Below are 12,172 nucleotides of genomic sequence, written 5' to 3'. Positions count from 1 at the left end.
CCCTGATGCGGTGGGGCCGGGGTGTTCGGGGTGGAGGGGTGCGAGGTGGTGGAAGGGTCGGGCATCGGGGGTCCTTCTGCGTGCGGTCAGTGGGGCCGGCGGGCGGCGGCGGGGAGGGAGTCGGCCAGCCGGTCCAGGACGGCTGCGGCCTGTTCGTCGGTCAGGGTCAGCGGGGGCAGCAGGCGGACGACGCTGGAGTGGCGGCCTCCGAGTTCGACGATCAGTCCTCGGTCCAGGCACTCCTGGCGCACGGCGGAGGCGAGGGCGGGTGCGGCGGCGCCGGTGTCGGGGTCGACGAGTTCGACGCCGAGCATCAGTCCGCGGCCCCGCACGTCGCCGACGCACGGCTGCTCGGTGGCCAGGCCGCGCAGTGCGGTCAGCATCCGTTCTCCCAGTGCGGCCGCGCGCTCGGCGAGTCCGTTGCGGCGGACGTAGGCGAGGGTGGCGGTGCCCGCGGCCATGGCGAGCTGGTTCCCGCGGAACGTTCCGGCGTGGGCGCCGGGGGCCCAGACGTCCAGTTCGGCCCGGTAGACGATCACGGCCAGCGGGAGGCTGCCGCCGATGGCCTTGGACAGGACCATCACGTCGGGGACCACCCCGGCATGGTCGACGCCCCAGAAGGCGCCGGTGCGGCCCACCCCGGTCTGCACCTCGTCCGCGATCAGCGGGATGCCCCGAGCCGCGGTGATCTCCCGCATCCGGCGCAGCCACGCGTCGGGGGCCGGGTGGACCCCGCCCTCTCCCTGCACGGGCTCGACGATCATGGCGGAGGGCAGCGGCACCCCGCCCTTGGGGTCGTCGAGCAGGGTCTCGGTCCAGCGGGCCCCGAGCCGCGCGCCCTCGGCGCCGCCGACCCCGAACGGGCAGCGGTGGTCCTGCGGGTAGGGCAGCCGGGTCACCCGTACGTCGCCGGCGCCGCCCGAGGCCTCCAGGGCTCCGGCGGTCATCCCGTGGTAGGCGCCGGTGAAGGTGAGCAGCCCGGTGCGTCCGGTGGCGGCCCGGACCAGTTTCAGGGCGGCCTCGACGGCGTCGGTCCCGGCGGGGCCGCAGAACTGCACGCGGGCGTCGGCGGCCAGTTCCGCGGGCAGGTTCTCGAAGAGCTCTGTGGTGAAGGCGTCCTTGACCGGGGTGGCCAGGTCGAGGACGTGCAGCGGAGCCCCCGAGTCGAGGACCCCGCGGATGGCTTCGAGGACGACGGGGTGGTTGTGCCCGAGGGCGAGGGTGCCCGCGCCGGAGAGGCAGTCGAGGTAGCGCCGCCCGTCGGCTCCCTCGATCGTCAGCCCCCGGGCCCGCACGGGGACGATGGGCAGCGAGCGGGCGTAGGTCCGGGCGGCGGACTCCCGCAGCGCCTGCCTGCGCAGGATCCCCTCGGCGGAGGCGGACCTGCGTCCGCCCTGCGCCGGGACCTGTGTCCCCGCCGCGGGCGCCCGGGTGTGTGGTGCCGCCTCGGCCACGCCCCCGGCATCGGCCACGCCCCCGGCCTCGGATGAGCCCTCGGCGTCGGCTGCGACCCGGGCCGGGGCGTCGGTTGCGGCTGCGGTTGCGGCTGCGGTCGGTTCGGTCACGGCCACGGCTGTCGGTCCTCCCGCAGGTTGCTCTTCCGGAGTGCGCCTCGAACACGAACGCTGCTGCACCATCCCCCGTACGTACCAACGACGGTGACGGCTTCGGATCACGGCTGGACCGAAGATCCTTGCGGTTCGTCCGGGCCTGCGCGGCAGGAACCATCGACCCGGCGCCCGCCGTCCTAGGCCTCGGCGGCATAGTGGGGTGCTGCGATCCACCCCGATCGACTCCGTCCCAACACCTCGAAACTCCTGGGGGCTTACGACATGCGACCGAACCGACCGGTCACCGCGATCCTCTGCGCGGCCGCGCTCGCGCTGACCGCCTCGGCCTGCGGACCCGGCGACGGTGAGGCCGGCGCCGACGCCAAGCCGACCGTGGCTGCGCCCCCGCCGTCCGGCGCGGCGGACGGGATCAAGATCCCCGACGAGCTCAAGGAGAGGCTCAAGCAGCACGGCTTCGACCTGGAGAAGTGGAAGGGGGGCGCGTGGAAGAACTGGAAGAAGGAGGACTGGCTCCGCGAGGCGGGCGACTACGTCAACCCGATCATCGACGGCCTCTGGGACCCGGACCGGATGCGTGACGCGGAGCAGCCGCAGCGCCCTGCCGTCGACCCGGACGCCGGCAAGGACCAGGGCGTCACCGACCCGACTCCGGCTCCGGTGGCGGCGCAGCCGGCGGCTTCGCCGTACCATTCGAGCGTCCCGGCGTCCGGGAAGGTCTTCTTCGACGGCCCCGAGGGCTCGATGGTCTGCTCGGCCACCGTGGTGAAGGACCCGGCCCACCCGGGGAAGTCCAACATGGTCTGGACGGCGGGCCATTGCGTGCACGCGGGCAAGGCCGGCGGCTGGTACCGCAACATCGCCTTCGTCCCGTCCTACAACAACGCGGGCAAGCCGGCGGCGGCGCTCAAGGGCGCGCCGCGCGAGCAGGTCGCCCCGTACGGCGTGTGGTGGAGCGACTGGGCGCAGACCTCGGACCAGTGGATCGCGACGGGCGGTCCGACGGGCGGCGCGGGTGCCCCGTACGACTTCGCGGTGCTGCACGTGACGCCGGAGAAGGGCGGCGGCAAGTCGCTGGAGGAGACGGTCGGTACGGCGCTGCCGGTGGAGTTCAACGCTCCGGCGGTGGGCAAGGTCGCGAGCATCACGGCGACGGGCTACCCGGCGGCGGCTCCGTTCGACGGGCAGAAGGCGTTCCAGTGCGCGGACAAGCCGGGCCGGCTGGCGCTCAGGCAGGCCGACCCGGTGATGTACCGGATCGGCTGCACGATGACGGGCGGTTCGTCCGGTGGCGGCTGGGTCGCGGCGGGTGCCGACGGCAAGCCGGCGCTAGTGTCGAACACCTCGATCGGTCCGGCGAAGGCCGGCTGGCTGGCCGGGCCGAAGCTCGGTCCCGAGGCCAAGGGCATCTACGACGCGGTGAGCGCCAAGTTCAAGTGACCGGCCGGACCTGACATGACGGAGGGCCCCCGCTGCTGCGGGCGCCCTCCGTCATGTGTGGCCGTTCGGCCGTGTGGTGGTGGGGCGTGTGGCCGTCAGTGCTTGGCGGGCACGTACGGCGCCAGTTCGGCCGCCAGTTCCTCGTGGACCCGTGCCTTGAGCAGGGTGCCCTCCGGGGTGTGCTCCTCGGAGATCACCTCGCCGTCGGCGTGGGCCCGGGCGACCAGCGAGCCGCGGGTGTACGGCACGAGTGCCTCCACCTCGACGGCGGGCCTGGGCAGCTCGGTGTCGATGAGCGCGAGGAGTTCCTCGATGCCCTGGCCGGTGCGGGCCGAGACGGCGATGGAGTGCTTCTCGATGCGCAGCAGCCGCTGGAGGACGAGCGGGTCGGCGGCGTCCGCCTTGTTGATCACCACGATCTCGGGCACGTTGACCGCGCCGACCTCGCGGATGACCTCGCGCACCGCCGCCAGCTGCTCCTCCGGTGCCGGGTGCGAGCCGTCCACGATGTGCAGGATGAGGTCGGAGTCGCCGACCTCCTCCATCGTGGAGCGGAACGCCTCGACGAGGTGGTGGGGCAGGTGCCGGACGAAGCCCACGGTGTCGGCCAGGGTGTAGACCCGGCCGGAGGGGGTTTCGGCCCGGCGCACGGTCGGGTCGAGGGTGGCGAACAGTGCGTTCTCCACCAGTACGCCCGCGCCCGTGAGGCGGTTGAGCAGGGAGGACTTGCCGGCGTTGGTGTAGCCGGCGATGGCGACCGAGGGGATCTTGTTGCGGCGGCGTTCCTGCCGCTTGATGTCCCGGCCGGTCTTCATCTCGGCGATCTCCCGGCGCATCTTCGCCATCTTCTCGCGGATGCGGCGCCGGTCGGTCTCGATCTTGGTCTCACCGGGGCCTCGGGTGGCCATGCCGCCACCGCCGCCGCCACCCATCTGCCGGGAGAGCGACTGGCCCCAGCCGCGCAGTCGCGGGAGCATGTACTGCATCTGCGCGAGTGCGACCTGTGCCTTGCCCTCGCGGGACTTGGCGTGCTGGGCGAAGATGTCGAGGATCAGGGCGGTCCGGTCGACGACCTTGACCTTGACGACGTCCTCGAGCGCGATGAGCTGGCCGGGGCTGAGCTCGCCGTCGCAGACGACGGTGTCGGCCCCGCTTTCGAGGACGATGTCGCGCAGCTCGCGCGCCTTGCCGGAGCCGATGAAGGTGGCCGGGTCGGGCTTGTCACGGCGCTGCATGACGCCGTCGAGCACGAGGGCGCCCGCCGTCTCGGCGAGGGCCGCGAGCTCCGCGAGGGAGTTCTCGGCGTCCTGCACGGTCCCGGAGGTCCAGACACCGACGAGGACCACGCGCTCCAGGCGGAGCTGGCGGTACTCGACCTCGGTGACGTCCTCGAGCTCGGTCGAGAGACCGGCGACGCGGCGCAGGGCCGCGCGCTCGGAGCGGTCGAACTGGTCGCCGTCCCGCTCTCCGTCGATCTCGTGGCTCCAGGCGACGTCCTCTTCCATCAGGGCATCGGCCCGAAGGCTCTCGGTGAAGCGCTGCGAGTCCCGCACGTCCTGCGCGTCCCGCGGGTCCTGGGAAGGGGAAGAAGAGGAGGTCATTGGATCCTTACGTCGATTCGATGGTGTCGCGCCGGCCGGTTCCGGCGGCTGGCCGGCTCGGCCAGGGCCAAAGGTACCGCTGTGCGTGACACAACACTGTCACGTCCAACGTGTGGTCCCGCCCGGTGATTCCCGGAGCCGGATTCCCGCGTCGGCCTCGTCGATGGTGTCATGCCCGTTCCCCGGCCGTCATACCGTTTTCCGCCGCTACGGCTTCCCCGCGACTGGAGCCACGGCCGCAGCCGGGGCCTTCCCCTGGGCCGCGGCGGCCGACGGCCCGCCCCACTCCGGGTGCCCGGGCATCGCCGGGGTGGTCTCCCCGTACAGCCAGGGCCGCAGGAAGGCCGTGAGGTCGCGTCCGGCCTCCTGGGAGGCCAGGCGTACGAAGTCGTCCGTGCCGGCGATGCCGTCCTTGTGCTCCGCCACCCAGCGCCGCTCGACCCGGTCGAAGGCGGCCGCGCCGATCTCCTGGCGCAGGGCGTAGAGGATCAGTGCGGCCCCGTCGTAGACGACGGGCCGGAACAGGCCGATCTTCTGTCCGGGGGCGGCGGCCTTGGGGGCGGCCGGGGGGCCGCCCTGGGCCCGCCACTGGTCGGAGCGCTGGTAGGCCTCGCGCATCCGCCGCTCCAGGGGGTACTTGCCGAGCCCGTCCGCGTACAGGGCCTCGTACCAGGTGGCGTGCCCCTCGTTGAGCCACAGGTCGGACCAGGTGCGCGGGGTGACGCTGTCGCCGAACCACTGGTGGGCGAGCTCGTGGACCATGACGGACTCCACGTACCAGTCGGGGTAGCCGGCCGCCTCCCCGGCGAACAGGCCGTGCTCGAAGAGCGAGAGGGTCTGGGTCTCCAGCTCGAAGCCGGTCTTCGCGCGGGCGATCAGCACCCCGTAGTTCTCGAAGGGGTACCGGCCGACGCGCTCCTCCATCCACGCGACGTGCCCGGCGGTCTTCGCCAGCCAGGGCTCCAGCCGCTCCCGGTCGGCGGCGGGCACCACGTCGCGCAGGGGCAGGCCGTGCGGTCCGGTGTGGTGGAGGACGGCGGAGCGGCCGATGGAGACCTGGGCGAGCTCGGTGGCCATCGGGTGCAGGGTCCGGTACGTCCACTCGGTGGCGCCGCCCGCCCGTGCGGCCGGGAGCGCGCCGGGCAGTCCGTTGGCCACGGCCCGGTACCCGTCGGGGGCGGTGACGCGGAAGGTGAAATAGGCCTTGTCGGCGGGGTGGTCGTTGCAGGGGAAGACCCGGTGGGCCGCGTCGGCCTGGTTGGCCATGGCGAGGCCGTCCTCGGTGACGACCCAGCCTCCGTCGGAGGCCCGGCCGCGCGGGTCGCTGGTGTGCCGGACGGTGATGTGCAGCGGCGCGCTCGCCGGGACCGGGTGCGCGGGGGTCAGTACGAGGTCCTCCCCGGCGGACTCGAACCGTGCGGGCTGGCCGTTGACCTCGGCGGAGGCGACCGTCCCGTGGGTGAAGTCGAGGTTGATCCGCTCCAGCGGTTCCAGGCTCCGTGCCTCGATGGCGGTGACCGCGTCGAGGGGGCTGAGGTTGTCCTTGTACGTGAGGGCGAGGTCGTACGAGAGGACGTCGTAGCCGGGGTTGCCCAGCTCGGGGAAGAGCCGGTCGCCGATGCCCAGCGGCTTCGGCGGGGGCAGCACGGCGGCGACGAGGGTGAGGGAGGCCGCGGCGAGCAGGGAGGCGCGCAGGCGCGGGGAGGTGAGCTGCATCCACCACCGCTTACCAGCGCGTGTCCCGGGCCCGCGAGCGGCGCGCGACGACTCCACCCGAACGGGGCGCCCGAGCCTCGCGGCGGACTCCGTACGCCGCCGCGCACGCGCCCCTGCGCGCGCTGTCCCCGCAGTACCCCCGGCACACCCCCCGGCACCCCCCGGTTCCCCGACAGCTTCCCGCCCCCCTGCTCCCCCGACCCGCCCCCCTGGCCCCCCGGCCCCCGGCCCCCGGCCCCCTACACCCGGCTGACGTCGTACACGCCCGGTACGTCGCGCATCGCCCGCATCAGCGCGGGCAGCACGGCCGCGTCGGGCAGTTGCAGCGTGTAGCTGTGGTGGACGCGCTGTTCGACGGGCGGCTCGACGGTGGCGGAGACGACCTCGACCCCCAGCCGGGCGATGGCCTCGGTCAGGTCGGCCAGCAGGTGCGGGCGCCCGAACGATTCGGCGGTGAGGGTGACCCGGCAGTCGGCGGTGGCCCGCCAGTGCACGGCGACCGAGGTGCGGCCCAGGGAGCGCATCTGGGCCACGGCCGGGCAGTGCTCCCGGTGGACGGTGACGGCCCCGCCGCGTACGAGGAACCCGGCGACCGCGTCCGGTGGTACGGGGGTGCAGCATCCGGCGAGGCGGACGTGCGCGTCGGGGAGGTCGGCGACGGCGTTGCCCCCGCCGCCGCGCAGTCCCGGCACGGACAGCGGGGCCCGGGGCGCGGCGGTGGCGGGGCCGGGGCCGTCGGGGTGGGTCTGGAGCCAGCTGCCGATGGCGATCCGGGCGGCCGGGGTCCTGGCGTGGTCCAGCCAGTCGGGGGCGGGTCCGGAGGAGGCGTCCTGGGCGAGGAGCAGCTGGACGGTGTCGCCGTCGGAGAGCGGGGAGGAGAGGGAGGTGAGGCGCCCGTTGACGCGGGCGCCGATACAGCCGTGGGCCGCCTCGCCGTGCTGCGCGTAGGCGGCGTCGATACAGCTGGCGCCGGCCGGCAGGCCCAGGGTGCCCCCGTCGGCGCGGAAGACGGTGATCTCCCGGTCCTGGGCGAGCTCGGCGCGCAGCACGCTCCAGAAGGTGTCGGGGTCGGGTGCGGACTGCTGCCAGTCGAGGAGCCGGGAGAGCCAGCCGGGGCGGGTGGGGTCGACGCGTTCCTCGTCGCAGTCGGCGGTGGCGGCCTCTGCGGTGGCGTACGGGTTGCCGAGGGCGACGACGCCGGCTTCGGCGACGCGGTGCATCTGGCGGGTGCGGACGATGACCTCGGCGACGTACCCCTCGGGGACGGCGACGGCGGTGTGCAGCGACTGGTAGAGGTTGAACTTCGGTACGGCGATGAAGTCCTTGAACTCGGAGACGACCGGGGTGAAGCAGGTGTGGAGTTCGCCGAGCACCCCGTAGCAGTCGGCGTTCTCGGCGACGAGGACGAGGATGCGCCCGAAGTCGGAGCCGCGCAGTTCGCCGCGCTGGCGGGAGATGCGGTGGAGGGAGACGAAGTGCCGGGGGCGTACCTGGACCTCGGCGGTGATGCCGGCGTCGCGCAGGACGGTGCGGACGGATTCGGCGATGGTGGCGAGGGGGTCGTCCTGGCCCGCGCGGGCGGCGATGAGGGCGCGGGTGTGCTCGTACTCCTCGGGGTGCAGGATCGCGAAGACGAGGTCTTCCAGCTCGGTCTTGAGGGCCTGGACGCCGAGGCGTTCGGCGAGCGGGATCAGGACGTCGCGGGTGACCTTGGCGATGCGGGCCTGTTTCTCGGGGCGCATCACGCCGAGGGTGCGCATGTTGTGCAGCCGGTCGGCGAGTTTGATGGACATGACGCGGACGTCGTTGCCGGTGGCGACGAGCATCTTGCGGAACGTCTCCGGTTCGGCGGCGGCCCCGTAGTCGATCTTCTCGACCTTGGTGACGCCGTCGACGATGAAGCAGACCTCGTCGCCGAACTCCTCTCGGACCTGTTCGAGGGTCACATCGGTGTCCTCGACGGTGTCGTGGAGGAGAGAGGCCGTCAGGGTGGTGGTCTCGGCACCGAGTTCGGCGAGGATGAGGGTGACGGCGAGCGGGTGTGTGATGTACGGCTCACCGCTCTTGCGCATCTGGCCGCGGTGGGAGTGCTCCGCGAGCAGGTAGGCCTTCCGCAGGATGGACAGGTCGGCGTCCGGATGGTGGGCGCGGTGGGCTTCTGCTACGTGCCCGATGGCGTCGGGCAGGCGGTCGCGGGATGTGGGCCCGAGCAGGGCCGCACGTCCCAGGCGGCGCAGATCTAGTCGGCTACGGCCTCGTCTGCGCAGCTCAGGGCGCATCTCGGCATGTGCTTCGGGGTTCGTGGCCTCTGCACTCATGGGCACCTCCGGCGGCTTCGACCGGCGGTGGTGGGCATGGGGTGAGCCCTCAGGGCCGGTGCCTGATGTTACCGGCCCCACCACGTGGCGCAGTCCACCTCTCGCTCAGCGTGAAACGGATCACCCATGAGAGGGAATCTTCAGGCGAAGACGGTTTCGGTGAGCCAGGCGGCTTCGAACTCGCCGGAGGCGACGATGACGGCGGGTCCGGTCATGTCGACGCGGCCGTCGGGGTGTTCGGTGATGACGAGGGTGCCGCCGGGCAGGTCGACGGTGTACGAGACGGGCCGGCCGGTCTCGGCGGGGTCGGCTCCGTCCCGGCGGATGGCGGCGACGGCGACGGCGCAGGCGCCGGTGCCGCAGGAGCGGGTCTCGCCGGAGCCGCGCTCGTGGACGCGCATGGCGACGTGGCGCGGGCCGCGGTCGACGACGAACTCGACGTTGACCCCGGTGGGGTAGGCGGAGGCGGGGCTGAACGGCGGGGGGCTGTACAGGTTGCCGGCGTGGTCGAGGCTTTCAACGAACGCGACGGCGTGCGGGTTCCCCATGTTCACGTTGCGCGCGGGCCAGGAGCGCTCGCCGACGGAGACGGTGACGTCGCCCTCGGGGAGCAGGGCGCGGCCCATGGAGACGGTGACGTCGCCGGTCTTGTCGAGGTGGACCTGCTTGACGCCGCCGCGGGTGGCGATGGCGAGGTCGCCGGGCTCGACGTGGCCGGCGTGCTGGAGGTAGCGGGCGAAGACGCGGACGCCGTTGCCGCACATCTCGGCGACGGAGCCGTCGCTGTTGCGGTAGTCCATGAACCACTCGGCCTCGTCGGCCATGTGCGCGGCCTCGGGGTGGGCGGCGGAGCGGACCACGTGGAGCACACCGTCGGCGCCGATGCCGGCCCGGCGGTCGCACAGGGCGGCGACGGCGGTCGGGGGCAGGTCGACGGAGTTGTCCGGGTCCGGGACGATCACGAAGTCGTTCTCGGTCCCGTGGCCCTTGAGGAAGGAGAGGGTGGTGTGCGTCACCCGCTCATGGTACCGAGCGGTCCGGGGCCCTGGCCTGCGGGATCAGCATGCGGTCAGGCCGGCTCCGCCGGGGGGTGGCGGGCCGGGCGGCGCGGTCAGCGCAGCCGGGCCACCCGGTACACGGCGAGTGCTACGACGGCCAGTGCGACCAGCGCGTACAGCGCGGCCATCCGCCAGTCGGGGCGGCGGCCGCTGCCGCGCGGCGGGAGCCCGGGCCAGGTGTAGCCGACGCGGCGCGCCGCCATCATGCCCCAGCCGCCCGCGCAGGAGCTGATGAGGAAGCCGAGCATGGCGACGACGGCCCCGCCGTCCCCGAACTCGAAGGCGAGGGGGAAGGCGAACATCAGGGAGCCGGCGGCGGCCAGCATCACGATGGGGGCGATCTGCCAGATGCGCAGGCGGCGCTGCGGGCGCAGCTCGACCTCGTACTCGGGGCCGGCGGCTGCCTCGGTGCCGGGCTCCGGGGCGTCGGGGCCGTCGGGGCTCAGCCGGGCCGGTTCGGCGGGCAGGCCGAGGCCGTCGGCGGCCGTGTCGGCACTCCCGCCACTCCCGGTGCTGCCGGCACTCCCGGTGCTGCCGGGGCCCGTCGGGGCCTCCGGCGTGCCGGGGCCTGCGGGCACGCCAGGCTCGCCGGGCCCGCTTCGGAGCATCGGGTCCGCTCCCCGCCTGGTGTCGTCCCGCCCCGTGTCACGAGGGCCGGCCTCCATAGCCACGCGCCCTCCCCACTCGGACTTCGTACGCCACTGTTCAGAAGTTTGATGATGGCACGGACCCGGGCCCGCGACGGGCACACGGGGCTTCCCGATGCAATCACGTGATCAGGCTGTGACCGCTCGTTCGACCAACGACTGCGCGAGTCCGGGGAGTTCCCCCCGGTCGGCGGCGGCTCCGCTGAGCCAGTGCACGCGGGGGTCGCGACGGAACCAGGAGTCCTGGCGGCGGGCGAAGCGCTTGGTGGCGCGTACCGTCTCGGCCTTGGCCTCGTCCTCGGTGCACTCGCCCGCGAGGGCGGCCAGTACCTGCTGGTAGCCCAGTGCGCGGGAGGCGGTGATGCCGTCGCGCAGCCCCTGGGCCTCCAGGGCGCGGACCTCGTCGACCAGGCCGTCGTCCCACATGCGGTCCACGCGCAGGGCGATGCGCTCGTCGAGTTCGGGGCGGGCCACGTCGACGCCGATCTGGACGGTCTCGTAGACGGACTCGTGGCCGGGCAGGTTGGCGGTGAAGGGCTTGCCGGTGATCTCGATGACTTCCAGGGCCCGGACGATGCGGCGGGCGTTGCTGGGCAGGATCGCGGCGGCGGCGGCCGGGTCGGCGGCGGCGAGGCGGGCGTGCAGGGCGCCTGGACCGCGGAGGGTGGCCTCCTCCTCCAGCCGGGCCCGTACCTCGGGGTCGGTGCCGGGGAACTCCATGGCGTCGAGGGCGCCGCGCACGTAGAGGCCGGATCCGCCGACGAGGACGGGGGTGCGGCCCTGGGCGAGCAGTTCGTCGATCTCGGCGCGGGCCAGGCGCTGGTACTCGGCGACGCTGGCGGTCTCGGTGACGTCCCAGATGTCGAGGAGGTGGTGCGGGACCCCGCCGCGTTCCTCGAGCGTCAGCTTGGCGGTGCCGATGTCCATCCCCCGGTAGAGCTGCATGGAGTCGGCGTTGACGACCTCGCCGTCGAAGTGGCGGGCCAGGGCGACGCCCAGGTCGGACTTTCCGGCCGCGGTGGGACCGACGACGGCGATGACCCGCGGGGCGGGGGCTGCATTCCTCACCGACACAGTCTCGCAGCCCCCGGTCAAGACGCCGTCATGTACCCGATCGGGTGAGGTGACGGGGTGCGGGCGGGGTCGTTGCCCTGAAGAGGTTCCGGCCCGGCGTGCGCCTGGCGCGCATGTGGTGGACGCCGGTTCGGCCAGGGCGGAACTTCACCCGCACGAGTAACGTTATGGGAGTAGACATGGGCGTTTTTGACCGGATTTTTCGTCGCAAGGAAGAGGTAGTGGCCGAACCGGCCGCCGCCGAGGCCGGGACGGCGGAGGCGCTGGAGGCGGAGACCGAGCCGGCCGTAGGGGCCGAGGAGGTCGTGGAGGTCGAGGAAGCCGGGTCTGCGGCGGCCGGGACCCCCGCGGCGGAGGCCGTGGAGATCCCGAAGCAGCAGTCGGTGGAGGCGGCCGCGGACAGCGAGGCCGGCGAGGGCGCCCGTACGTAGTCACGCCACTGGAAGGTGCCCCATGGGGTTCATGGACAATCTGAAGGCCAAGCTCGCTCCGGCGAAGGACAAGGTCGGCGACCTCGCGCAGCAGCACGAGGGCAGGATCGGCGAGGGCCTCGACAAGGTCGCCAAGGTCGTGGACTCCAAGACCCATGGCAAGTACAGCGCCCGGATCACGACCGGCGCGGACAAGGCGAAGGACGCCCTGGGCAAGATCGCGCACAAGGACACCCCCGGCGGGCCGACGCCGCCGGCCGCTTCCTGACGCGGTACCGGAGGGGCGCGGGACCATCCGGTCCCGCGCCCCTTCGCCGTG

10 protein-coding genes are annotated in these 12,172 nt (G+C 73.2%); 3 read left to right on the top strand and 7 right to left on the bottom strand.

The features are described 5' to 3' along the window. Positions 1 to 86: 86 nt before the first annotated feature. Complete coding sequence (locus SSNG_RS26435; protein ID WP_050779920.1) at positions 87 to 1,364, bottom strand: diaminobutyrate--2-oxoglutarate transaminase family protein; 1,278 nt, start codon at positions 1,362 to 1,364, stop codon at positions 87 to 89. Positions 1,365 to 1,832: 468 nt separating this feature from the next. Between SSNG_RS26435 and SSNG_RS26430 the strand changes: the two genes are divergently transcribed. Further along, a complete protein-coding gene (locus tag SSNG_RS26430) occupies positions 1,833 to 3,008 on the top strand; it encodes a hypothetical protein (RefSeq protein ID WP_042801969.1) in 1,176 nt (391 codons plus the stop codon). Between the two features lie 95 nt (positions 3,009 to 3,103). Here SSNG_RS26430 and hflX read toward each other — a convergent pair whose 3' ends face one another. The 6 genes from hflX to miaA all read right to left on the bottom strand — a co-directional run bounded on the left by hflX (position 3,104) and on the right by miaA (position 11,416). Next, entirely contained in the window at positions 3,104 to 4,609 is a 1,506-nt protein-coding gene (hflX, locus tag SSNG_RS26425; RefSeq protein WP_007266979.1) for a GTPase HflX, read from the bottom strand. Positions 4,610 to 4,816: 207 nt separating this feature from the next. Beyond that, positions 4,817 to 6,325 carry a M1 family metallopeptidase gene (locus tag SSNG_RS26420; protein ID WP_007266978.1) on the bottom strand — a complete coding sequence of 503 codons (1,509 nt, stop codon included), beginning with the start codon at positions 6,323 to 6,325 and terminating at the stop codon, positions 4,817 to 4,819. A 239-nt stretch (positions 6,326 to 6,564) separates the two neighbouring features. Continuing rightward, positions 6,565 to 8,643 (bottom strand): HD domain-containing protein, encoded by a 2,079-nt coding sequence (locus SSNG_RS26415; RefSeq protein WP_042801967.1) that lies wholly within the window; start codon positions 8,641 to 8,643, stop codon positions 6,565 to 6,567. A gap of 140 nt (positions 8,644 to 8,783) precedes the next feature. Beyond that, positions 8,784 to 9,659, bottom strand: coding sequence for a diaminopimelate epimerase (gene dapF / locus SSNG_RS26410; protein WP_007266976.1), 876 nt, complete (start codon positions 9,657 to 9,659; stop codon positions 8,784 to 8,786). A 95-nt stretch (positions 9,660 to 9,754) separates the two neighbouring features. Beyond that, entirely contained in the window at positions 9,755 to 10,366 is a 612-nt protein-coding gene (locus SSNG_RS26405; RefSeq protein ID WP_128637164.1) for a hypothetical protein, read from the bottom strand. Between the two features lie 111 nt (positions 10,367 to 10,477). Further along, complete coding sequence (miaA, locus tag SSNG_RS26400; RefSeq protein WP_007266974.1) at positions 10,478 to 11,416, bottom strand: tRNA (adenosine(37)-N6)-dimethylallyltransferase MiaA; 939 nt, start codon at positions 11,414 to 11,416, stop codon at positions 10,478 to 10,480. A 185-nt stretch (positions 11,417 to 11,601) separates the two neighbouring features. Here miaA and SSNG_RS26395 point away from each other — a divergent pair, with 185 nt between their 5' ends. Together SSNG_RS26395 and SSNG_RS26390 are read left to right on the top strand one after the other, a co-directional pair. Continuing rightward, on the top strand, positions 11,602 to 11,853 hold the full coding sequence (locus tag SSNG_RS26395; RefSeq protein WP_042804134.1) for a hypothetical protein: 252 nt from the start codon (positions 11,602 to 11,604) through the stop codon (positions 11,851 to 11,853). A 22-nt stretch (positions 11,854 to 11,875) separates the two neighbouring features. Next, positions 11,876 to 12,121 carry an antitoxin gene (locus SSNG_RS26390; RefSeq protein WP_007266972.1) on the top strand — a complete coding sequence of 82 codons (246 nt, stop codon included), beginning with the start codon at positions 11,876 to 11,878 and terminating at the stop codon, positions 12,119 to 12,121. The last annotated feature ends 51 nt before the right edge of the window (positions 12,122 to 12,172 follow it).

Source organism: Streptomyces sp. C, from assembly GCF_000158895.1.
Lineage (GTDB): Bacteria > Actinomycetota > Actinomycetes > Streptomycetales > Streptomycetaceae > Streptomyces > Streptomyces racemochromogenes.
This window is presented reverse-complemented; position numbering and strand designations above follow the sequence as displayed.

Coding starts and splice junctions, on each gene's coding strand:
- SSNG_RS26420 (WP_007266978.1), bottom strand. CDS start 6,325: ATGCAGCTCACCTCCCCGCGCCTGCGCGCCTCCCTGCTCGCCGCGGCC.
- hflX (WP_007266979.1), bottom strand. CDS start 4,609: ATGACCTCCTCTTCTTCCCCTTCCCAGGACCCGCGGGACGCGCAGGAC.
- SSNG_RS26390 (WP_007266972.1), top strand. CDS start 11,876: ATGGGGTTCATGGACAATCTGAAGGCCAAGCTCGCTCCGGCGAAGGAC.
- SSNG_RS26405 (WP_128637164.1), bottom strand. CDS start 10,366: ATGGAGGCCGGCCCTCGTGACACGGGGCGGGACGACACCAGGCGGGGA.
- SSNG_RS26430 (WP_042801969.1), top strand. CDS start 1,833: ATGCGACCGAACCGACCGGTCACCGCGATCCTCTGCGCGGCCGCGCTC.
- SSNG_RS26395 (WP_042804134.1), top strand. CDS start 11,602: ATGGGCGTTTTTGACCGGATTTTTCGTCGCAAGGAAGAGGTAGTGGCC.
- SSNG_RS26415 (WP_042801967.1), bottom strand. CDS start 8,643: ATGAGTGCAGAGGCCACGAACCCCGAAGCACATGCCGAGATGCGCCCT.